Annotated in this window: 16 protein-coding genes; 10 read left to right on the forward strand and 6 right to left on the reverse strand. The window is 40.0% G+C overall.

Features of this window, described 5'->3' with window-relative positions; translation table 11 throughout:
• Positions 1-105 precede the first annotated feature (105 nt).
• Complete coding sequence (locus N6B01_RS03895; protein WP_262080014.1) at positions 106-606, reverse strand: DedA family protein; 501 nt, start codon at positions 604-606, stop codon at positions 106-108.
• Positions 607-1,246: 640 nt separating this feature from the next.
• Between N6B01_RS03895 and N6B01_RS03900 the strand changes: the two genes are divergently transcribed.
• From N6B01_RS03900 to N6B01_RS03935, 9 genes are all read left to right on the forward strand, one after another.
• On the forward strand, positions 1,247-3,547 hold the full coding sequence (locus N6B01_RS03900) for a sensor histidine kinase (protein ID WP_262080015.1): 2,301 nt from the start codon (positions 1,247-1,249) through the stop codon (positions 3,545-3,547).
• Positions 3,548-3,736: 189 nt separating this feature from the next.
• Positions 3,737-4,201 (forward strand): hypothetical protein, encoded by a 465-nt coding sequence (locus N6B01_RS03905; protein ID WP_182419012.1) that lies wholly within the window; start codon positions 3,737-3,739, stop codon positions 4,199-4,201.
• 249 nt (positions 4,202-4,450) lie between these two features.
• Complete coding sequence (gene guaA, locus N6B01_RS03910) at positions 4,451-6,010, forward strand: glutamine-hydrolyzing GMP synthase (protein WP_262080017.1); 1,560 nt, start codon at positions 4,451-4,453, stop codon at positions 6,008-6,010.
• A 97-nt stretch (positions 6,011-6,107) separates the two neighbouring features.
• Positions 6,108-6,446 (forward strand): YrdB family protein, encoded by a 339-nt coding sequence (locus N6B01_RS15205; RefSeq protein ID WP_410007225.1) that lies wholly within the window; start codon positions 6,108-6,110, stop codon positions 6,444-6,446.
• A gap of 314 nt (positions 6,447-6,760) precedes the next feature.
• Entirely contained in the window at positions 6,761-10,183 is a 3,423-nt protein-coding gene (locus tag N6B01_RS03915) for an autotransporter family protein (RefSeq protein WP_262080018.1), read from the forward strand.
• 174 nt (positions 10,184-10,357) lie between these two features.
• The gene (locus N6B01_RS03920; protein ID WP_262080019.1) at positions 10,358-11,836 is read left to right on the forward strand and encodes a helicase HerA-like domain-containing protein; all 1,479 of its coding nucleotides are present in this window, start codon (positions 10,358-10,360) and stop codon (positions 11,834-11,836) included.
• A gap of 59 nt (positions 11,837-11,895) precedes the next feature.
• Positions 11,896-12,279, forward strand: coding sequence for a hypothetical protein (locus tag N6B01_RS03925; protein ID WP_262080020.1), 384 nt, complete (start codon positions 11,896-11,898; stop codon positions 12,277-12,279).
• 361 nt (positions 12,280-12,640) lie between these two features.
• The gene (locus tag N6B01_RS03930; protein ID WP_262080021.1) at positions 12,641-14,902 is read left to right on the forward strand and encodes a leucine-rich repeat domain-containing protein; all 2,262 of its coding nucleotides are present in this window, start codon (positions 12,641-12,643) and stop codon (positions 14,900-14,902) included.
• Between the two features lie 572 nt (positions 14,903-15,474).
• The gene (locus N6B01_RS03935) at positions 15,475-16,479 is read left to right on the forward strand and encodes a hypothetical protein (protein ID WP_262080023.1); all 1,005 of its coding nucleotides are present in this window, start codon (positions 15,475-15,477) and stop codon (positions 16,477-16,479) included.
• 78 nt (positions 16,480-16,557) lie between these two features.
• Here the strand turns inward: N6B01_RS03935 and N6B01_RS03940 are convergent, their stop codons facing one another.
• Genes N6B01_RS03940 through N6B01_RS03960 form a run of 5 tightly spaced genes read right to left on the reverse strand, consistent with a single transcriptional unit; the run spans position 16,558 to position 21,665 of the window.
• The gene (locus tag N6B01_RS03940) at positions 16,558-17,829 is read right to left on the reverse strand and encodes an ABC transporter substrate-binding protein (protein WP_262080024.1); all 1,272 of its coding nucleotides are present in this window, start codon (positions 17,827-17,829) and stop codon (positions 16,558-16,560) included.
• A 20-nt stretch (positions 17,830-17,849) separates the two neighbouring features.
• On the reverse strand, positions 17,850-18,671 hold the full coding sequence (locus N6B01_RS03945) for a carbohydrate ABC transporter permease (RefSeq protein ID WP_262080025.1): 822 nt from the start codon (positions 18,669-18,671) through the stop codon (positions 17,850-17,852).
• 58 nt (positions 18,672-18,729) lie between these two features.
• Positions 18,730-19,665 (reverse strand): carbohydrate ABC transporter permease, encoded by a 936-nt coding sequence (locus N6B01_RS03950; RefSeq protein WP_410007226.1) that lies wholly within the window; start codon positions 19,663-19,665, stop codon positions 18,730-18,732.
• Between the two features lie 51 nt (positions 19,666-19,716).
• Positions 19,717-20,835 carry an ABC transporter ATP-binding protein gene (locus N6B01_RS03955; RefSeq protein WP_262080027.1) on the reverse strand — a complete coding sequence of 373 codons (1,119 nt, stop codon included), beginning with the start codon at positions 20,833-20,835 and terminating at the stop codon, positions 19,717-19,719.
• A complete protein-coding gene (locus N6B01_RS03960; protein ID WP_262080028.1) occupies positions 20,835-21,665 on the reverse strand; it encodes a metallophosphoesterase family protein in 831 nt (276 codons plus the stop codon). Before N6B01_RS03960 ends, N6B01_RS03955 begins: the two co-directional genes overlap by 1 nt.
• A gap of 539 nt (positions 21,666-22,204) precedes the next feature.
• On the opposite strand from N6B01_RS03960, the gene N6B01_RS03965 reads away from it, so the two are divergent.
• On the forward strand, positions 22,205-24,277 hold the full coding sequence (locus N6B01_RS03965; RefSeq protein ID WP_262080029.1) for a carbon starvation CstA family protein: 2,073 nt from the start codon (positions 22,205-22,207) through the stop codon (positions 24,275-24,277).
• Positions 24,278-24,285: the final 8 nt, after the last annotated feature.

Consider the following 24,285-nt stretch of genomic DNA (forward strand, 5'->3'; position numbering starts at 1 on the left):
CACTTATTTATTGTGGTGGCATTTTAAAATAAATTTTAAATATTTATATAGTATTTTATTATAATATTTTATTATAAGTTTGAAGAATTTTTTATTTTTATTGTTTTATGAGAAAAAAACTTTCACGATATAGGGGCCTGCTCCCCAAACAAGTGTCCAAGCTGCAGATCCAATAATATTAGCAATAAGAAACTTATGGAATGCCATACCGCCTGATCCTGCAATGATGCCATTCAATTGTCGTACAATTACAATAAATCTTGCGGTTGCAACAAAGAAAAAACCTTTTTGGTTCAGTTGGTTTTCAAATTTATCTAGCCGTTCGGGTGTTAATTTAATCAAATAGCCGTAGCGCAGCAAAAGCTTTTTACCACCAAAATGACCGATTGCATATCCGGTACAATCGCCAAGGACACTTCCCAAAAAACAGGCTACTAATAAGCCAGGTAAGCTTAGCTTGCCAGCGGCGGCGAGCAATGATCCAACCACTAATCCGCTTTCGCCAGGTAAAGGTAAGCCCAAGGATTCAAAATACAGAATAAAGAAATAGGCGAATATTCCATAGTGTTGAATATAGGCTTCTAGCCAAATTTCAATTGCGTGCATTGTTTACTCTATCAAGTCGTCATTGGTTTATTGGCAAAATTGATGGGTATTAGTTAACTCAACAATCTCATGGTGTTTTAAGCGCGTCCATTTAGTGAAAAAGTGGTTGCGCGCCTTAATTTTTCGGTTTTAGTATATGGTCGATAAGTAGAGGTTGATTTTGGTTTTTGCCTTATTGCTCCAAAAATGCCTTTACACTATTGATAACTATATTGATTGGTCTTTTATCATATTAAAAATAAATGCAGCATTTGTTCAATATTCTTTTTTAATAGAGCGCTAACATGGATTTTGAAATGCACTTATTTGTGAGTTTTAGTTATTGAAACCTTTAAAAATGTTTGCAGCGCTATATTTTTTATTTTGTTGTCTTTGTTTCCTTAATTTTAGATGTGTTTGCAAAACATATTTTCAAATATCCGTTAGGACCAATTATCGCATTTGATATTTTTGAAAAGAAAAAACTATTATCGCTTAAGTGACTGTTTATTAATGGTATTTATACATTATGAATAAAAGTTAAGCTAAAGTTAAGAAAATGCTGGACATAGCGAATCAGTTTTGATTCATTGCAGCTATTCAAGTGCTGTATATGCGAATCAGTTGCAGTGATTTCTAATCTTTGGAAGAGGGGCCGCCTATGGCAAGAATGGACGCGTTGGACGCGGCCAAAGGAGCATTTGCTGACAAAAAAAAACCGGTAAAGCAACGGTTGGATATGTCTGCGCATGTAAACCTTATTTCAGGTCCAGCTTATAAAAGAATGTTGAGGATTGAGCCTTGGATGCGGCGCTCTATCCCTTTGCTTATAGCTTTTTTTCTTATTATTTTGGCCCTGGTTCGCGGTCTTTCTCTTTATGAGTGGCGTGTGGGTATTGAAAGCAGTTCCCGTGCGGCGTTAACGCTTTCGACCGGCCATATAGCTTCAGCAATTGATCGTGTTGCGGCAGTTAATGGCGGGTCGAAAGGTAGATTGTCTAATGCAGCCTTGCAGGATATTTTGTTGCGCTTTCGTAGTGCAAGTTTAGTAAATCCTGCCGCCGTTATTGCTATTGTCGATGCCAATGGTGTTGTTGTTGCAGCATCTGGTTTTGAACCGTTGATTGGAAAGCTGCTTTCTGATCAGGTAAGTGACACACCCGCTTTATTTGTTATGGGAGCAGGTGCAGGTATTATGAACGTTCTTATTAATAATGATCCTGCCTATGCGGCTATGAGCGAAACTGCTGGTTACCGTATCTTTGTTGCATTGTCTCAGCAGAAAATGCTCGCTGATTGGCGTAAAACCTTATCGCTCAATATTACGCTTTTTGCGGGTACTGTTGGGGTAATGTTGGCCATTCTCTATGCCTATTTCAGTCAAGCAACAAGAGCGCGCGATGCTGATGCTATCGCCGATCGCATACAGCAGCGTATTGATACGGCTATGGTGCGTGGTCGTTGCGGATTATGGGACTGGGATATGGCCCGTGGTCGTATCTATTGGTCGCGTTCTATGTATGAGATGTTGGGTTATCGTCCTTATGATGCGTTGCTTTCAGTATCTGAGGTTGCCGCTGTCGTCGATCCGAAAGATTTTGATCTTTATGATGTTGCGCGCCGTGCGATGAACGGTGAAGTTGATCATATTGATATTAATGTGCCGATGCGTCATAGCGATGGCCATAATGTTTGGATGCGTATTCGCGCTGAGGTTGCGGGTAGTGATGAGCCGCATCTTGTTGGTATTTCTTTTGATGTTAGCGAACAGCATCAATTTGCAGAACAAACCGCTAAAGCTGACCGCCGTATTCGCGATGCTATTGAAAATATTTCAGAAGCATTTGTGCTTTGGGATGCTGATGGACGTCTTGTTATGTCAAATAGCAAGTATAGAGAACATGCAGCCCTATCAGCCAATCTATTGGTGCCTGGCGCTTCTCGTACCTATGTTGAGGCACAAGCGCGTGCTCCGCTTCTCGAAACCGTGCTTGAGGGAGACGAGGAAGGTAATACTACTTATGAGCGTAAACTTCTTGATGGAAAATGGCTAAAAGTGAATGAGCGGCGCACTGAGGATGGTGGTTTTGTTTCGGTGGGTACGGACATTTCTGCCCTTAAAGAGGCTGCGCAAAAAGCGATAGATGTGCAAAAACGTTTGTATAATTTTGTGACTGAGTTGCGTACATCGCGCACGGCACAAAAACAAAAGACTGAGCAGGTTTCACTTCTTAATGAACAGTTGAAGGAAGAGAAAGACCGTGCTGAAAGTGCAAACCGCGCCAAATCTGAATTTTTGGCTAATATGTCTCATGAATTGCGTACGCCACTTAATGCAATTATCGGTTTTTCACAGATGATGAGCGCAGGAACTTTTGGACCGCTTGGCAATGAGCGCTATAATGAATATATGGAAGATATTACTAAATCGGGTACGCATTTATTGACATTGATTAATGATATTCTTGATATGTCAAAAATCGAAGCTGGTCGTTTTTCCATTGATCGTGAACAGCTCGATGCTGCAACCGTAATGAGCGATACTTTGCGTATTATGGCAATTACCGCACAAGAAAAACATGTGGCACTGGCAGCCAAAGTTGCTCAAACCATGCCCATGTATGCCGATAGTCGCGCTTTGAAGCAAATTTTCTTAAATCTAGTATCCAATGCGGTAAAGTTTACGCCAGCTGGTGGTCATGTATCTGTTCATAGTTCCATTAAAAACAAAATGTTGTTTGTAACGATAGCTGATAGTGGCGTTGGTATTCCAAAGACGGCTTTAAACAAATTAGGGCAGCCATTTGAGCAGGTGGAAAATCAGTTTACCAAAACCCATACCGGCTCTGGTCTTGGCCTTGCTATTTCGCGTTCATTGATTGAGTTGCATGGGGGGACATTGCGTATTTTTTCACGGGAGGGCAAGGGGACCATTGTGAGCTTACGCATGCCGGTGAAGTAAACTTCTTTTTATTGGTCTTTATTAAAGCTATTCTAATTGGTTGTGTGTTGAGTGTGTATAGGTGCTAACAGGCCTATCAAATGCGCCGCCCACTTGCATAAATTGAAGAAAAGCCAATAGACAATGTTTGATAATGATAGACAGCATCAATAATATCGCTTATGATTTTAATATTATGTGGGTGGTGCTATGAAGAAAAAACTATTTCTATCATTTTTCGGTTTGACAGCTTTATTGGCTTCTTGTGGGACAATGTCTCATACGGCATTATTTAAGCCAGGTGCAACGCTTGCACAAAAGCAAGGCGACCTTGATCGCTGTAAGATAGCGTCATTCAAGCAAGTACCTGCAGAGTTAAGCACAACTGTCAATGGTGGGTTTTATGACCCAGGTTATGTGAGTTGTGTTGGCACTGGCGGCGGCGGTGCTTTTTGTCGTAGGGTTGGCGGTGTTTATATTCCACCAACCTATTCAACAGTCGATCGCAATGAAAATTTGCGTTGGCGTTATGTACAAGGCTGTTTGAAGCAAAAAGGCTATGATGTTATTACCAATTTGCGTCCATGTGCAAATGATGCACAAAAGAGGCAGGCCTTAGCTGCCAAAAGCATCAGTGATCTTGTTTGCAATCCTGATTCTAGTCTTGATTATTAAGTGATTGAATTAGCGTTATGTAAGGATATTTAAACAAGGTTGGCTACTTGATCAAAGCTCGCATTTGGTCTGTTAGCATAGTTTATTTACCCTTTATCAAAGCATTTTGATGCCTTTGGGGTAATAAAAGTTCTTGTACTGCGTTTAAGCAAGGTTAAACAATCGTCTTGATGTGGATTTCTACAAATGTGGTAGGATATTGCGATTAAGACAATTGCATTTTTTGCCGAAATTCATTATCTGCTATGCATGAGCACAAAACATCCTGAGAGTATCCTTATTATCGATTTTGGCAGCCAAGTAACGCAGCTTATTGCAAGACGTGTGCGTGAAGCTGGCGTTTATTCTGAAGTCGTTCCTTTTCAATCGGCAGTCGAAGGCTTTCATCGCATAAAGCCAAAAGCCGTTATCCTATCGGGTAGCCCGCATTCTACCACAGATATTGGTAGCCCGCGTGCACCACAAGAAATATTTGAAGCTGGTATTCCAGTTCTTGGCATTTGCTATGGTGAGCAAACCATGTGCGAGCAATTGGGTGGCAAGGTCGAAGCTGGCCATGAACGCGAATTTGGTCGGGCTTTTTTGCAAGTTGACCAAGATAGCCCATTATTTGACGGCGTTTGGGAAAAAGGCTCGCGCCATCAAGTATGGATGAGCCATGGCGATCGTGTGGTTGCGTTGCCAGAAGGCTTTAAAGTAATTGGAACATCGCAAGGCGCACCTTTTGCCGCCATTGCTGATGAAAAGCGTCATTTTTATGCCGTACAATTTCATCCAGAAGTTGTCCATACACCTGATGGCCATTTGCTAATCCAAAATTTCGTTCATAAAATTGCCGGTCTTAAAGGCGATTGGACAATGGCCGCCTATCGTGAGCAAGCCATTGCGGCAATTCGCCAACAAGTTGGTGGCGCAAAAGTTATTTGTGGCCTATCCGGCGGTGTTGATTCTTCTGTTGCTGCCGTTCTTATTCATGAAGCAATTGGCGATCAGCTTACTTGTATTTTTGTCGATCACGGCTTGTTGCGCAAAAATGAAGCAGCGGAAGTTGTTTCAATGTTCCGTGAGACCTATAATATTCCACTTGTGCATGTTGATGCATCCGATATGTTTATTGATGCCCTTGAAGGGATGAGTGATCCGGAAGAAAAGCGCAAAACCATTGGTCGCTTGTTTATTGAAGTATTTGAAGCGGAAGCCAAAAAAATCGGCGGTGCAGAATTTTTGGCGCAAGGCACACTCTACCCAGATGTTATTGAAAGCGTTTCCTTTACGGGAGGTCCTTCGGTTACCATTAAAAGCCATCACAATGTAGGCGGCTTGCCTGAGCGCATGAATATGAAATTGCTTGAACCTTTGCGTGAATTGTTCAAGGATGAAGTGCGTGCGCTTGGTCGTGAGCTTGGTTTGCCTGCTAACTTTATTGGTCGCCATCCTTTCCCTGGTCCTGGTCTTGCTATTCGGTGTCCAGGTGGTATTACCCGTGAAAAACTTAATATTTTGCGTGAAGCCGATGCAATCTATCTGGATGAAATTCGCAAGGCTGGCCTTTATGATGTAATTTGGCAAGCTTTTGCTGTCTTGCTTCCTGTGCAGACAGTTGGTGTTATGGGTGATGGTCGCACTTATGAATTTGTTTGTGCTTTACGTGCCGTAACTTCGGTTGATGGTATGACAGCTGATTTCTATCATTATGATATGGATTTCCTAGGCCGAGCTGCAACTCGCATTATCAATGAAGTGCGCGGCATTAATCGCGTTGTCTATGATGTGACATCAAAACCACCTGGTACGATTGAGTGGGAATAATTGCATCCACACATGTGAAGACTGCAATTAAAGAGAGAGGATTAAGCGCTGCTATTAAAAATAGCGGCGCTTTTTTATTCATTTGAAAGCTAATATTTTGAATTTTATTAAACTTATTAATGGTAGTCTAAGATTTTTATTAGAATTATTAATAATCGCGTCTCTATGCTATTGCGGCTTTAGTCGATTTGATCAAGCCATTTTTAAATTTGGTATTGGTTTGATTTTGCCAATAATGATTATTGTTTTTTGGGCAACTTATATAGCGCCAAAAGCGCCTAACCGCTTGGCCTTTTTACCGCGATTTATGGCCGAAATGGTAGTTTTCTTAACTTGTTTAACTCTCATTTATCTCAGTGGTTTTGAATATTATGCGATATCGCTTGCTATTGTTGTTGTGATAAATTCGATTATTATTAGTTTATTTAGTATTTAAATTTTAACAAATATAATTAAATTGAAATTTATAGAATTGTAAATTATTTTTTATATTTATTATTAATATATAAATCAATCTTGAGTTGTATTTTTTTGTATTTATGCAATTTAATGTTTAGTGTTATTTAAAAATTTTTATAAAAGATTAAGTTATATTTAATTTGTTCATTAAATGTTCTAAAGTTTAATATAGTATTAACTTTTAATATTTGTTATTCTATACCCCGCATAAGCTAGGTATTTTTCTTATGCTTTTATGTTGCGGGGCGTTATTATGCCTATGCTTCAACTGCAAGTTGAAGAGAGGGACTTATGGCATTTAATCACAATTTGATCGTTTGTAATGTTTTACAATCTTTCCAGCGTAAGGCCAATTCTGGTTGTGCTATGCTTGCACTTGTTGCAACTGGCATTGTATCTTTGGCGCTAATCGATGGTGGTTACAGTATTGCTTTTTCGGCTGACGCAAATGAAACGGCTATTGCTCCGAGTAATTTTACAAACTTTGTTAATGGCAATGGCGATGGCAATTATTTTTTTAAAATACCAAGCGAAGCTAATACAACCTATGTTTTGTATGATCATGGAGAAAGCGCATCTTATCCGACTTTAAATAGGCTAAACATCAATCATCCTGATATTGCATTGCACTTAAAAGGGCAAAATAACAACACTGGACGTAGCGATAGTTTTAAGGTTAATCAATTTGTAATTGAAGATGGCACTTTAATAGTTGATGCGGGTCCTGGACTTTCTTTTGAAGTTGGTAGGTTTTTGCAGCAAGGTGGGCATACTGAGATTTCTTCACAAGTTAACGGTCAAGTTGGTTTGAAAGCCAATAATGTCGTTGTCGATATGCTAACTGGACGGCTTAGTGCCTCGGCCACAGCCGGCACCGCAGTAAAGGGCGATTTAACCTTAGAAAATGGCGCAGTGACGATTGAGACTAGCGTTGGGCAAAGCGCAAAAAATGCATTACCAATTGGCTGGCAAGGTAGTGTGCGTCAAGCAGGAGGACATCTCAATATTTTTAATAGAGGTGGTGTTGGTGTTAGTGGAAGTGAATATATTTTAAATGGTGGTACTCTTAGTATTACGGCGTTAAACCCTCAAAATGCACTTCAATCAACGGGTGCAGTAGTAAGTGGGCGTTTTTCACAAAGTGCCGGTAGTAATATAATTTTGGCTGATGGATTGGGCTCAACAGGTGTTCTTCTTGAAAAAGATGCCCGCTATGTTTTATTCGGTGATGATAGTCAAATTCGGATCAATGCGCAAAAAAATGGTGTTGGGTTAAGAAGTGTTTCGAAGGCAAGTGGTGCGGAAAATGATTTTGGTGAAGCTTTCACGCAAAATGGTGGTGATTTAGCTATTCTCGCAAAAACAGGCGGTAAAGGTCTATATCTTGAGCAAGGCGGGGTTAAGCTCATTAAAGGCAATCTTTCTATTGATGTAAGTGAGGCAGGTACAGGCATTGAAATTGCGAATAGCAATGACTCAACATCTGGTTTTACACTTGATGATGGTAGCGTTAAAATTGTTGCTAGGGGTGACAATAGTATTGGTCTTAAAAGTGAAAGGGTTACCATAAATGGTGGTAGCCTTGATCTTCTAGCTAGTGATAATGGCAGGGCGATTGATATAGGTTCGGGCCAGTTCAATATGCAGGCGGGCAATCTTTATTTACGTCAAAATTCTGAAGCCGCTCAAGGTTGGGCTGTATATGGTGATGACAATAGTTCGGCTTTTTTTGGTAAGGATGCGGTTGTTGAAACTATTATTGATCTTGATGCGGCGAAGCAAAAATCTGGTTTAATGAGTTTTGGTACTGTTACTATTGAGGATGGAGCCAAGCTTCAGCTTGGCTTTGCCAATACTGCTACAGTTTTGTCATCCAATTATGGAATGGGACGAAGTGCCGCAACGTCCTCAATCAATTCTCCTTTTTTAGAAAGTAGAAGCAATCCAATAGCAGGGCAGTTTGATGTCGCACCAGAAAATGTTGCCGGTGAAACCCTTTTTTATAATTATCAGCTTGTATTAAGTGAAGGTAACCAAGATTATCGCTTGGTGATGACACCGAAAAGTACAGGAAATACCGGTGGTGGTGATAACAGCGACGAAAATGAAAATGGTAGCTCAACCGGTGGTAATGGTAGCAGTGAAAATCCAACTGAAACTGGTGGTAATGGCGGTGAAAGCGATGGCAGCGGTTCAACCGGGGGTAATAGCAGCAGTGAAAGTCAAAGCGGCGGTTCAACCGGTGATAATGGCAGTAATGAAAATCAAAGCGGTGGTTCAATCGGTGGTAATGGCAGTAATGAAAGTGGTGGCAATGGTAGCCATGAAAGCGAAAGCAGCGGCTCGACGGCTGATAATAGCGAGACTGGAAATAATACCAATATTAATGATAACGACAATAGTTGGGTAAATAGTGGTGGTAATCAACCAAACGATAATGGTTCAAGTGGGACTGCCGAGGCGGGGCGTGATTTGCTTTTGCCTTCACATTTATTATCCGGCGCCAATAAAAATGCTAGTTTTTCACTAGAAAATATTTTGCGGCTTGATAGTACAAATGCTTCACATGCGAATTTAAACCGTGCATTTGATAAATTATATAATAGCCGTAACGAAAAAGAGTTAGAGCAGCATGCGCGTGGCTTAACCGCCCATGATACGACACGATTACCAAGCCTAACCATGGCAATGCATGACCGTATGACCTTAAACTTACAAAGCGAAATTGATAAAGCTGCACAGCAGACAGAAGTACCCGTTTTGCAAGCGCCGCTTGCCTATGTTGAACCGCAAGCATCATCATCACAAGATTCAACACCGTTTTTGCAAGCTCTGCCAAAAACGCGTGATCGGTTGGTGAATGGAAATACTAACAATGGTCTTTCACAAATGACCTTTTGGGCAAGGCCAATGGGAGCTGCGGATAGATATCGTGCCGTAGATACATCTCATTCTAAACTTGATGCAAATTATGGTGGTATATCTGCGGGTTTTACCCACCGGCTTGACACAATCATTTTGGGTGCAAGTGTTGGTTATCTTCGTGGTGATTTATCGGGCGCCGATGGTTATGACGCAAAGAGCAATAGCTTTTTATTAACTGCTGGACTTAAAACCGATAATATTGCTTTGACAGACAATTTTACGCCAAGTTTCAACTTGATTGGTGCTTATGGTTATAGTCAATATGATCAAAACCGCCGTGATACTTTGGGTGGCCGCAATCAGGCTGATCTTGATGTTAATAGTGGTCGTTTAACCGCCCAAATGGTGCTTAGCTATGATATTAGGGTAAATGCGCGTCTTCTACCCAAAGTTGGTTTGGATTATAGCCTTGTGCGTCTTGGTAGCTATAAAGAGCATGGCGGCGCAATTCCGCTTAGTGTTGATGCAAAAAATGTTAATTCCATGCGGCCCCATATCGGAGCAGATATTATGGTTGTCACTAGCGGCAATATTGAACTCAATGCTTATGGGCTTTATCGTTATGAAGTTTTGGATAATAAAGTTGGCCTACGCACCAGTTTCAGTGATGCAAGCAATATGAGCTTTATCAGTGAAGGAGAAAATGCGGGTCGTTCATCAGCAAATATCGGTATTAATGCAAAGGTCAAAGTGAATGATATGATATCGGTTGCGGGTGGTTATGATCTAATGGCGGCACGCAAATTTATCGGTCATCAATTTTATTTACAAGGTGATGCCAAATTTTAAAATTTGGGAAAAATGTAACGATTTTTCATTTAGATAATAAAATCAATCTGCTAATATAGGTTTTTTATTGAGTTGATGTTTTAAATAATCAACTTAGTGCTATGATTGTTTGCATTTTGTTAGGTTTATTTAAGCGAATTTGTGCTATTGCTTATCAGATTCAGGAGTATGAATATGGTAGAGCAGGGCAAAATTTTTCTTGGTGCTTATGATGGCGCGGATCAAAACCAAAAAAATGGTGAATATCTTTGGCTAAAATATGCCAATCGCCATGGTCTTGTGACGGGAGCAACAGGAACGGGTAAAACCATTACGTTGCAAGTATTGGCTGAATCATTTTCGTCGCAGGGCGTACCGGTTTTTTGTGCCGATGTGAAAGGTGATCTATCGGGTATTGCAAAAGCTGGCACAAAGTCGGAAAAAATCACGCAACGCGCTAACGATGTTGGTCTCGATGACATGGTAATGCAAGCAAGCCCTGTTGTGTTTTGGGACATATTTGGCGAGTTAGGCCACCCGATCCGCGCAACAATTAGTGAAATGGGTGCGCTATTATTATCGCGCTTGCTAAATCTTACTGCCGCACAAGAAGGCGCACTTAATATTGCTTTCAAAATTGCCGATGATGAAGGGCTTGTTTTAAAAGATTTAAGTGATTTACGGGCCATGCTAAATTATCTGTCGCAGGAAAGTAAAGACGTTTCTGCGCGTTATGGCAATGTTTCCAAGGCGTCCCTTGGTGCAATCCAACGTGAATTGCTGGTGCTTGAAACCCAAGGCGGCGAGTTGTTTTTTGGCGAACCTGCTTTGCGTCTTGCCGATATTATGCGCAGTCAAATTGATGGACGTGGCTTTGTCAATGTGTTGGCTGCTGAAAAATTGATGAATAATCCGCGTCTTTATTCAACATTTTTGCTTTGGTTGATGTCGGAATTATTTAAAAAATTGCCAGAAATCGGCGATCCGGAAAAGCCGCGCCTTGTATTTTTCTTTGATGAAGCGCATTTACTGTTTGATAATGCACCCAAAGCGCTGGTTGATCGCATTGAGCAAGTGGTGCGGCTTATCCGTTCCAAGGGCGTTGGCATTTATTTCATCTCACAAAGTCCGGCAGATATTCCTGAAAGTGTTTTGGCGCAGCTTGGCAATCGCATTCAACATGCCCTGCGCGCTTATACGCCTAATGAAATGAAAGCGGTAAAAATAGCGGCGCAATCTTTTAGACCCAATCCGCGCTTTGACACGTTTAACGTCATTTCCAATCTTGCAACCGGTGAAGCTCTTGTTTCAACCTTGGAAGAAAAAGGCGTGCCTTCTATGGTGGAGCGGGTTGTAATGCGTCCTCCAGTTTCGCAAATTGGACCAATAAGCCTCCAAGAACGGCAAAATTTAATCGCGCAAAGTCCAGTTTACGGTCAATATGAACAAGAAAACCATGATGAAACAACAAGACGCAGGTTGGATCAAATGATGCAAGCTGGCGAGCAGCAACAACAACAGCAATCGCGTCAAACACAGCGGGCACCGCGTGCAAGCAATCGGCAAAGCGTTGGCGAGGCTGCCATCAAGTCAGCAACGCGATCTGCGGCTAATGCACTTGGCCGCACGATTGTGCGTGCTGCAACACAATATTTGAAGCGCTTTTTTAAATGATATGTAGTTAATGTAGTTGATTAGGCTCAGTAAAATTTAAAAAATAAAAGGTCGTAAGCATGAAGAAGAAATGGCTTTTAATACCACTTGGCATCGTTGTTTTAATAGGTGCCGCCTTGTGGGGAGGTGACAAATACCTCTATTCCCTTGCTTATGATGAATTCGTTGGAATAGCAGTTGAAAAATATGGCTGTGAAGGAAGCGAATGCGATGAACCTATTACCTATGCCATTGAAGCTCTAAAAGAAAAGCAACAATTGTCTGAACGTCAGGTCATGCGCTGCCGCGGCGCCGCTATTGTTGAAGAGAAAAAATTTGTGATTTTAGATGGCGTTAAAAATCAAATTGCCGCATGGATAATTGAAACCTGTGACAATGGCGAAGCATCTCTTGATGACGCTACTATTGAGTTTTATGACGGCTCAGGCTCACATGGTGAGTAGAGCTCTATAATTTTAACAAAACGGGTGTTTAAAGCCCGTTTTTTTCGGCATCAAAGGTGCTTTTACAGGCAAATCCAAAAAATCGATAAATCTCAAGTCTTGATATTTTTTTATTTGATTAGAATGATAATAATATTTTCTGTGAAACGTATAAAGAAAACCACACAAAAATAGTAATAGTATAACTCCATTAAAAAGTCACAAATTATAATTAATAAATTTCTATAATCTTTCTATTGAACAACTTATTAGCAGCTTGTGTCTTTTAACATCATTTATTCTCTTAGTTTCTGTATCAGAAATCGATTGTACTGATCATAATTTTTTATACTTGTAAAACAATGCAAATAGCGGTGGGCCAATGTTAAATTTTATCAAAGAAAAGTTATTCATTCTAGTTGCTCTGTGCTTAATGCCAAGCTTCGCCTTAAGCGAAGTGATCGTGCAAGAGGTTGATGAGCCAACGATAGTGCAAATTGGCAAGCAGCGCGTTGGTGTCAATCAAGATGGATTTTGTTTAACTCCACCTGCCAAAGGCTATACGCAGCAAGATTGGCAAAATCTTGGTAAATTAACCCGTGTTTCTTGCTTTTGTATCCATGGTGAAGGATTAAATTCACTTGTAGGTTTTCCAACTTTGCCTGAACTTTATCAAATAAGTTTTGATGGTTCCACATTTACCGATATTTCGCCTTTGAAAAACGCGCCAAAACTCACAATTCTATATTTAAAAAATGTAAAAAACACAGAAATTTTAGGTTTTGAAGAACTAGCTAATTTAGAGTTCTTGTTCATTAATCATGCCAAATTGCAAGATTATAGCTTTTTATCAAAATTAACTAAACTTGAATTCTTAAGCTTATACGATAGCAACTTTTCGGACCTCAGTCTTTTAGAGAACCTTGACAATCTTATTGAGCTTAATATTTCTAATAGCAAGGTGACTGATTTTAGCGCCCTTGAAAAATTGCCTAATCTTAAAACCTTAAAACTGAATGGCTTAACACTTGATAAAGATACGATTAAATCCCTTGTATCATTAAAAAAACTTAGCACTTTAGACCTATCGAATAGTAATATTTCAGATTTATCCTTTTTAGAAGATTTAAAAGATATCAGGGAGCTGTTTCTTGACAAAACCTATGTCACAAATCTTGAGCCATTAAAAAACTTAAAAACACTTAATACTTTATCGCTTGCCGGTCTCGTTCTTGATGAAAATAGCTCAGCAATCATTGCTCGTTTTACTGAGCTTGATGATTTAAATCTTGCCAATAGCAATATTACTGATCTAACATTTTTAACGTCCCTTGAAAATTTGTCAAAACTTAATTTAACCGGTAGCAAGGCCACCGATTACAGCTCACTTTCTAAGCTTAGGATGCTTTATTCCCTTATTTTAACTGGTGCATCAATTCCTGACCTTGAACCAATTCGTGGACTGGAAAACTTGAGCGAGATTTCGCTTAATGAAACGAAAATTCAAAATATTGAGCCTCTTCGTGAAACCGCCTCACTTGGTGAAATTGATTTACGCGGCACCAATATTTCTGATGTTTCTCCTTTGTCTCAAAAAGGTTACATTTACCAACTTCTTTTATCCAATACAAAAGTAAAAGATCTTTCTATGCTGCCGGGCGTTCGTGAGTTAGATATTCGTGGGCTTAATGAAAAAATATTTTTAAAACTTCCAAATGAGGTATCCAAATTATTACTTGGTGAAGGACCGAGCGATAATAGAGTGGATCGTAAGGATCTTTTCAATAAGCGGAATCTAGCAAAAGAGACCTACCTGTTAGATGAAGCCCAAATTGAAAGTTTTGTTCGGAAATTACGCGGGGAAAAACAAGTTGAATTTTTAGGGCAGGAAATTTGGCCCAATATATATGGTCTTACCATTTGTTATAAGCCATCAACATTGGATAAAGAAACACAAAAATTATGCGTAAATCAAACCCATAAGGATCTAGGTATTTCTGTTGATGAGCCTCTTAGTAGTGGTGACATTGCAAAATTGGCAAAATTCACCAATTTACAAAAGCTACAATTGATAAATTTTGAAAAGGTAAATGCTTCTGATCTTCCACCATTGCCGCAATTGGTTTTTCTTAACCTTACCAATGCGAAATTTGTCCAAAATAGTGTTTTCAATAAGCAGCCAAAGCTTAAACTATTAATGCTGGATAATAGTAATTTTGATAATTTAAATATGATTAAAAACTTTGAAGGGCTTGAAGTTCTTTCTTTGCGAAATACCCCATTAAAAGATATTTCAGCGCTTAAGGATTATAGATCTCTCTTTGGGCTTGATCTTGCATCAACACCAGTGGAAAATTTTGATACTTTAAGTAGCTTAAGCAATTTAGAAAGCTTAAATTTAAACAATACTAAATTTCAAAATCTATCTATTCTGGCCAAGATTGAAACATTGAAAAATCTAGATCTTCAGAATATTGCTATTTTAAATTTTGCTGGTTTTAGCAATAAAAATACTTCTTCTCTCGTTGGAGAAAATACAAAAACACCTGAAATGCTGCCCTATTTTAAGTTTTTTGGACGCTTAAAAGATCCGGTTTCTGATATTTATAAGCGCGATAATACGTTTTATAGGAGACAATTTTAGGGCGCGGCAATTAATCATTATATGCTTGGGCACTTTACTTCAAAATCAATGGATTGAAGTGCCCTCATTGCATGTTTTTACAGCTATGTTTTTTTATGAGTAGTATTTTGAATTAGATTGGGTATCGCCTAATTTTTGGGCAATAACTTATCAAATTTTTACTAAAAGTTTAATCAAGTTTTGAGTTTCAATAATATGCTAAAATAAGGTGTTTAGAACAGCCTACCGCTTCAATAATAACCTGCACCACTTCTTGTGATAAAGTGAACAGGTTTTTAAACTAGCAAAGTATGTTGATACTGTAATAAATACAGTATTAATTTCAATTATTTTTAATTATTAACTTTTTTAAGCATGTAATATTCCTTTGACTTTTAAAAACTTCTATATCATCAAAAATCTGGACATCATGAAATAAACGCAGATGGTCAAAACCAGTTATAATAAAACAAAAGCTATGTTGATATAAATATAATGGATTTTAAATGTGACCACTTATAAAATTAAGATTTTTAGTGAGGTATTACCGTTCTATATATCTTGAATTTTTTTGACTAAAAATGTGGTGCCTAATGACAGAAATAAAAGATAACACTTTACCTATAGAAATCCCAGTTAAAAGAGTTCGTCTTACCTATAGAGCTAATTGGGGCATTGTATTAGTATTGTCTTTTTGGACTTTGTTTTGGGCGCTTTTTACCGTTTTGGTGTTTTGGAGTTCTTATCATCCAATAAAGCGCTTATGGAATGATTGGGTTATTTCTAAAAATTATGAATTTATTCCAAATGCTTATGCAGGATTTGGCTGTAACAAATATGAGGGTATTTTAGATTATGTTAATTGTGGTGTTACATTTAATGCTGGTAACCGGTATAAAGAAGAAAAATTAAGAGATGCATTTGAAAATTATCCTTATAGTTGGCAAGTTTTCCTAGCGCCAAAAAACTTGGCGATGGAAGGCAAATCTCCAATGGTTCGCAGTGTTGATAATCCAAGTAGAACTAGTTTTTTATTTGGTATTGAAACAATTAAAATACGTCTTTTAAGTCTGCTGATAACAAAAGCGTTTCAAATTTTAATTGTTTCAGTGTGGTTTTACGGCCTATATCTATGGTGGGAAGTTTATTATTGGCGGCGTTTTCCTAATGATGTTTGTTTAAAAGCTATAAAAATTGCTAGTATTTATGATGCAAAACGGCGCGGCAAAGTTTATTATCATTATGGTTTAAGCAAATCTATAGCCGCTAGCGGATTGCGCTATTTGCCTTCTCCAAATTATATCGTTATGCCAAACCCTATGCGTAATATGATGGCATATACTTGGCTACGCAAAGGGCAAGAACCTATATTTTTAGATAAAGAGCAAACAATTGGTGTTGCTATTGAAGCTAAGCAAGCAGGTGGTGGCTATTTGTTGGATTATAATCTGACACGCTGTGTTTTATCTAAGCAAGATAAGGAAAAACTTATCGCCAATATTAAAGCCTATCAAGCATGGATTGCAAAACATCCTAAAAAATTGCAAGAATTGAAGGCGGCTTTAGAGCGTCAACCAAAAGCCGGTTTAATAGCATAAACGCCAAAAAAAGCCCAAAAAAAACCATGCAAATGATTTAAATATTTGCATGGCATTTTTTAAGTTTTGTCAAAAATTTTAACGGCGCGGTAGTAGCTTTTGTACTTCGGCTGCGGCATCATCGCGGGCTGTGTCAGCATCAGCCGTACCACCAACGATGCGGGCAATATTATCAACAATGGCTTGAGTAATGCGCACGCCATTGCTGCCAGGGAATGCATACCACGGTGTCATTAATGGCATTTGTTCAAGTGAAGGCTTGAAAAGCGGATTTTCTTCATAAAATGTGCCGAGATATTCAGGTGATGTGGCTGCAAGTTCATTATTGGGCACATAGCCAGTTCCTGGAACAACGACTGAGGCACCATAAGGACCTGCGGCAAATTTAGCAAATTCCCAAGCCGCTTTTTGCTTTTCAGGATCCGTTGTTAAAATGATAATCGCATTACCACCAGTTGGTAATTTGGCTTTTTCAGGGTTAAGAACTGGTATTTTTGCGGTTCTTAATTCGAACTTGTCACCAACGCTATTGATTGTGTTGCGTAATGCGGCGCTGCTATAAAACTGAAAGCCAACTTTACCTGCGGCAAAGGCTTGCAATCCTGCGTCTGCGGTAAATTCTGGCATGCCGCCTTCTTTTACCAAGCGCTCAATAAGATGAAATGCTGCGGTGCCTTCTGGACCATTAAAGGCAACCGTCTTTTCGTCTTGCGATAGCATGGTGCCGCCAGCGCCAAATAACAGGGCGGAATACATCCAATCGTCACCCTGCCAGCGTAAGTTGATACTTGATACACCATTGCCAAGGGCTTTAATTTTTGCGCCAATACGAATGACGTCATCCCAGCTTTGCGGTGGATTGTCAGGGTTCTCACCAACCGCGCGGAAAAGATCTGCATTATAATACATAATTGGGTTAGACGTTGCAAAAGCAAGACCTACTTGCTTGTCGCCAATTTTCGCAAGATTAAGGATGTTTTCGCTAAAGCCTTGTTTGGCAAGCGTATCTTTTTCGGTATTTAAATAGGGGGTAAGGTCAACGCCAACATTGCGCTCACTTAACATTCTTAAACGGTTAAGGGCAACAAAGGTTACATCTGGTTGTTCAGCCGTATTAGCTTGGCGCAAAATCGTCTGTATGCCTTGCTCATAATTATCTGACGGATTAACAAAGCTAATCACAATATTTGGATTTTCTTCCATATATTTTTGCGAGATTTTTGCCATCACGTCTTTAAAAAAGCCCGGCATAGGATAATGGACTTTTAACGTCGTTTGCGAAAAAGCAGCACCGCTAAGTGCAACCGATATGCCGATCGCGGCACATATGGACTTTAAGACTTTTTTCATAGGTACTCTCCGTTATAGTTTTAACCTTTAAGGCCAGTTAGGGTTATTCCTTCAATGAAGCGGCGTTGCGCAAAAAGGAATGCAAGAACAAGGGGAAGGGTGATGATTAATGTTGCTGCCATCAAGACACCATAATCGCTGCCCGATTCAGCAGCGCGAAAATAAAGCAAGCCCAAAGGTGGGGTTGCTTTATTAATGTCGCTTATAACGATCAATGGCCAAAATAGGTCATTCCAATGAGCAACAACAGAAAAGATTGAAAATGCAGTTATTGCAGGCCAAGCATTGGGGACGACAACCCGCGCGATGATGCCAAGTTCTGACATGCCATCAAGTCGCGCGGCGTGTAAAAGGTCGTCAGGCAGAGCTTTAAAAAATTGCGTAAAAAGAAAAATGCCAAATACAGAAATAAAGAACGGTAATCCCATTGCTGTATAACTATTTAAAATACTTAAATTGCTAAAAGCGACATAAAGGGGCAGGGCAGTGGCGTGAATAGGCACTAATAAGCCTAGCATAACCAGTGCGATCATAAAACGCGCACCGCGAAATTTAAGTTTAGCCATCGCATAGGCACAAGGAATAGCCACCACCACTTGCACAACCAAAATAAGCAGACAAATAAAAACACCATTAAGCATTATTTGTGCCATAGGAACGCGGGTTAAGGCCTTGCCAATATTATCAAATAATACCCAATTCTTGGGGATAAGCGTCAGCGCTGAGGTAAATATTTCGTCTTGTGGCTTTGCGGCTGTGCTTAACATCCAAATATAAGGCAACAGAAAAATAAATGTGCCAAGAGCTAGAAAACCATTACGAAAGATGCGAAAAATTGACATTATTTTACCTGAAGTCGAAAGGAGTAAAATGGATGGTTGCAATTGGAAATAGTTTTGATCACTGGTAATGAACACGTTTTTCAACAAAGCGATGTTGCAACAACATCATAACGAGCAAAATGGCGATGAATACCATTGTCATGGCAGATGCATAACCAACGCGTAAATAGATGAACCCCTCTTGATATATGGTCCACAATAAAACCTCAGTCGATTTATTAGGGCCGCCTTCTGTCAGGGTTTTTACGGTTTCAAAAACTTTAACTGAGTTGATGATGGAAATGGTTAAAACAAAAATTGTGGTGGGGCCAAGTAATGGCCATGTTACCAAACGGAATTTGTCAAAGCGTGAGCGCACACCATCAATTTCCGCCGCATCATAAAGGTCTTTAGGAATAGCGGTAAGGCCAGCAAGAAACAAAACCATATTAAAGCCAATGGTTTGCCAAATGCCAATAATTGCAAGGCTACCAAGGGCACTATTGGCGGAGCCAAGCCAATTGGGACCTGCAATGCCAAATATTGCTAGAAAACCGTTGATTGGGCCAACCGTTGGGTGAAATAGATATTGCCAGACGGTTGCCATTGCAACAATGAGCGAGGCAACAGGCAAAAAATACACGGTTCTAAAAAATGCTTTACCCTTATTAAGGCTGTTAATTGCCAAAGCACTTAATAGGCCAAGAATAAGCGATGCTGGTGTAACAATTAAAACATATTTTATTGTATTTTGAAGGGAAATACGAAAATTTTTGTCATTAAATAATTCAATATAATTGTTAAAGCCAGTGAAGGCAAAATTTGGATAGCCAAGTTCAAAATCCGTAAAACTTAAAATGGCAATGGCTAATACTGGTAATATAATCAGTAATAGTGCCAAAATAAGTGCAGGTGCCATCAGAGCAAAAGCTAATTTTTCTTCGCGCTTGGCTCGTAATTTGGCAATATTGGGCATTGTCGGCGTATAAGGCGCTGAAATGCTGGTCTCAGACATTGGATCTTCCCCGGTTCGCTTTGTGTTTGGGCCTAAATAAAGGGCAATGATTTATCGTATCCGCAATCCGTCGGAATCGAAAAACAGCAATTTTTCATCGTCAAAATCAAGATGAATGGGCATGCCGACTTTTAGCGATATCGCTTCCTCTGGCGTGAAACGGGCAATTAATTCATCACATTCATTGGGTAGGTTTATTGCGGCTAAAACTTCATTGCCGATAAATTCAACACGGGCAATATTGCCTTTTATTGGGGATGTATCATCACTTATGCGGATATGTTCGGGACGGATACCAATTTGCACTTTTTGCCCAATGGTGAGACTTGCATTGGGCTTAATGATTTTTCCAGCAATATTGAGCTTCTCATCATCATTATAAAGGGCAGTTATAATATTAATGCGTGGCGATCCGATGAAACGCGCCACCTCTATATGGCTTGGATTATTATAAACCTCGGTCGGCGCGGCTATCTGCAATAAATTGCCATGCATCATAACGGCAACGCGGTCCGCCATGCTCAAAGCTTCGGTTTGGTCATGGGTAACATATAATGTCGGCACGCCAGCCTTTAGGTGTAAATCCACAATTTCAGCACGCGTATGCACGCGCAAATTGGCATCAAGATTGGATAGAGGCTCATCCATCAAAAAGGTTTTCGGCCGGCGTACCAATGCACGGGCCAAGGCAACACGCTGCCTTTGCCCACCCGACATTTGTCCCGGCCTTCTATCTAAAAATGGGCCAATTTTTAGGCTTTCAGCCGTTTCTGCTACGGCACGATCAATTTTTTGGCGTGTTGCACGATAGCCAGGCATAAAACTGCCAATAATGGGCAAGCGCTGGGTATTGGTTAAGTCGCGCATTGCTAAAGGAACAGCTATATTTTGCCCAGCGGTTAAATGCGGGTATAGCGCATAGGATTGAAAGACCATGGCAATATTACGCTCGCTTGGTCGCGCATGAGTCATATCATGCTTTCCAACAATGATTTTGCCACTATCAGCATGTTCAAGACCTGCTGCTATGCGTAATAATGTGCTTTTACCGCAGCCAGATGGGCCGACAAGCGCAATAAATTCGTTTTCGCTGGCCTCGATGGAAACATTTTTCAAAATAACATTATCGCCAAAAGATTTGGATATATTTTGTAAAGCAAAAGCGCTCATTATTTTTTATCCCCACTTGTTGAATGCATGGGATAGATTTCACCGATAATGTCATCAATTATGAATTTTTGTAGCCCAGGAATAGATATTGGCGTGCTTGTTACATTGTCTTTTGTAAACTCATGCATAATAGCGCCAAGGCAATTCACACCCGGAAGGGCAGTTTCGTTGCATTCAACGATATAGGATGTTGGCGCAGTCCAAATAAAGTCAGTGCCGTTATGATGGGCTTTATGGCTCTTATGTATGTGGCCACTTGCATGGAGCTTTACCCGATATTGCGCAAATAAATCCAATAGCTCTTGACGTTTTTTTGGTTCAATCCCCCAATATCCTGTTTCGCCCTCAGTAGGGCTATCCATGAAAAGTGGCTTATGGGCAAAAATTGCAATATTTTTATCTTTGCTGGCATCAAGCGTTTGTTTAAGCCAATTTTGCTGCGCATTATCACGCACATCATTAAGTCCGATAAAAAGGCTATTTAAGCCAATAAGCCGCCAGTTATCTATGTCGTGAAACCAATGGTCAGGTCCTATAATATTTTGCCAACGCGCAATACGAATATCATCAACCGGTTGAAACGCGCCATTAAGGTGGCCAACGTCATGATTGCCGGGTATGATTGCAAAAGGAATATTAAGTGAGCGCATGCGTTCAATACCAAATTGCAAATCCTCATCCTTATCAGCGCCGTCAATGCTAAGGTCGCCGGTATGAATGATCATATCAGGTTTGATGTCTAAAATATAATCTTTGACGGGTTGCCAATTGGCATTAAAATGTGGTTTTGTTGGACTCATATGAGTGTCGCTAATTTGCAATATGCGCATAGTTTTCTTTCCTAATATAAAGGAAATATCCTTTAGATTTAAAAGTGAAAAAAAGGCGCAATGCTTTGCAAATTGCTTAAGACCAAAGCCCGCTTACCCTTTTGTCAAATCAATTTAATTCGAAGCTTGGTATGCGGTGTTGATGACAGCAACATTGTATTTTTATTACAATTTGATGAAGCAATGCCTATATATTACTTTTTGCTTATAAAATGCGATTGTTGAAATCTAAAAATTGAATGGCGTATTTGATTGATAATTTATCAGGTTTATTAACCAAAAGGCTAATTTATGAAAATAGATGACGGATTTATAGCCACCGCAGTTCTTTACCGATTTTTATATCTATTAGATAAATAGCTGGAAATATTTCATCTATACATCAGGGCATCATAGGCTAATTAACTTTTACTCTAAGCTTTTAATCCCCGATTTAATTTATAGCTTTTATAAAAATGTTTGCAAATTTTTGCACCTAGTCGCAATATAGCCACATTTCGAGGAGCCGGACAGATTCTGTCCTTATTGGAGGGTTACCTATGTTATATAGAGCCAAGCCTTTAAGCGCTACGCACAAACTTATTCTTGGTTTGCTGGCAATTATTGGCGCATTTTCTTTAGGCTATATTGCTTTAAATCGTGGCGAAGCGATCAATGCGGTTTGGATTGTTGTTGCGGCAGTTTGTGTTTATCTCATTGCTTATCGCCTTTATGGCATGTTTATTTTGAATAAAGTTTTACAGGCTGATCCCACCCGTATGACGCCAGCTGTGCGCCATAATGATGGGCTTGATTATGTGCCAACTGACAAGAATATATTGTATGGCCACCATTTTGCTGCGATCGCTGGTGCTGGGCCATTGGTTGGGCCAGTTCTTGCCGCGCAAATGGGTTATTTACCTGGCATGCTTTGGATCTTGGCAGGCTGTGTGCTTGCTGGTGCTGTGCAAGACTTTATGGTTCTTTTCATTTCAACTCGCCGCGATGGTCGTTCACTGGGAGAGCTTGTGCGTGAAGAAATGGGTACAATACCCGGCGTCATCGCTCTTGTTGGCTGTTTTATGATTATGCTTATCATTCTCGGCGTTTTGGCTATGGTGGTGGTTAATGCTCTTGATGGTAGTCCTTGGGGTACCTATACGGTTGGCTTTACCATTCCTTTAGCACTGTTTATGGGTGTTTATTTGCGCTATATTCGCCCAGGTCGGGTTGGTGAGGTTTCCATTATTGGCATCGCTTTCCTTATCTTTGCAATTATTTCAGGTGGTTGGTTCGCAGATAGTAGTATTGGGCATTATTTAAGTTTCAATAAGCCAACACTTGCCAGTATAATTATTTTTTATGGCTTTATCGCTGCGGTTTTACCGGTTTGGCTTTTGCTCGCACCGCGTGATTATCTTTCGACCTTTTTAAAAATTGGTACCATTATTGGTCTTGCTATTGGTATCGTTATTTTGCGGCCAACACTTGAAATGCCAGCATTGACAGATTTTGCAGCAAAAGGTGGGCCTGTATGGGCTGGGCAGCTTTTCCCATTCTTGTTCATTACCATTGCCTGTGGTGCAGTGTCGGGCTTCCACGCGCTTATTTCATCAGGTACTACGCCCAAGATGCTCGCCAATGAAACACAGGCTTGCTATATTGGCTATGGCGGCATGTTGATGGAATCTTTTGTGGCTATTATGGCTTTGGTGGCTGCTTGTGTCATTAATCCGGGTGTTTATTTTGCTATGAATACCCCATTAGGCACGTTGGTTCCCAATGGAACGGTTGATGCTTTACAATCTGCATCCCAAGTTATTTCAAGCTGGGGTTTTCATGTTACGCCAGAAATTTTGCAGCAAATTGCAAAAGATGTTGGTGAACCAAGTATTCTTGGCCGTGCTGGCGGTGCGCCAACCTTGGCTGTTGGTATGGCGCATATTTTGCATAATGCTATGTCTGGCTGGCTTGGTATGTCGTTTTGGTACCATTTTGCGATTTTGTTCGAAGCCTTGTTCATATTAACTGCGGTTGATGCAGGCACCCGCTCTGCTCGCTTTATGCTGCAAGATCTTCTTGGTCTTGTGCATCCAGACTTGCGTAAAACTGATAGCCTGCCAGCAAATCTTTTAGCGACATTTATTGTTGTCTTGCTTTGGGGCTATTTTGTTATGGTCGGTGCCCTCGATGAAACAGGTAAAGGCGGCATTTATACGTTATGGCCATTATTTGGTATTGCAAACCAGATGCTTGCTGCAATTGCTTTGATGTTGTGCGCTGTGGTCTTGTTTAAGATGAAGCGTCAACGTTTTGCTTGGGTTGCCATTATTCCTGCATGTTGGTTGCTTATTTGCACTATGACTGCTGGCTGGATTAAAATATTTGATGCAAAATTAAGCTTTTTTGTTGCTGCATCAAATGCCGCAAATATGCAGGGCAAAATTAGCAATACAGTAAACGGCGTTTTAACTGCATTCTTTATGTTAGTAGTTATTTCTCTCGCAATCTATTCAATCAAAACGGCAATGGCTGCGCTTAAAAATGATAAGCCCACATCTGCTGAATTGCCTTATGAAAGATTGCCAGACCAATATATTCCTGAAGAATATAGGGATGCAAAGACGGCATAGACTATGTG

This window comes from Bartonella sp. HY406 (genome assembly GCF_025449315.1).
Lineage (GTDB): Bacteria > Pseudomonadota > Alphaproteobacteria > Rhizobiales > Rhizobiaceae > HY038.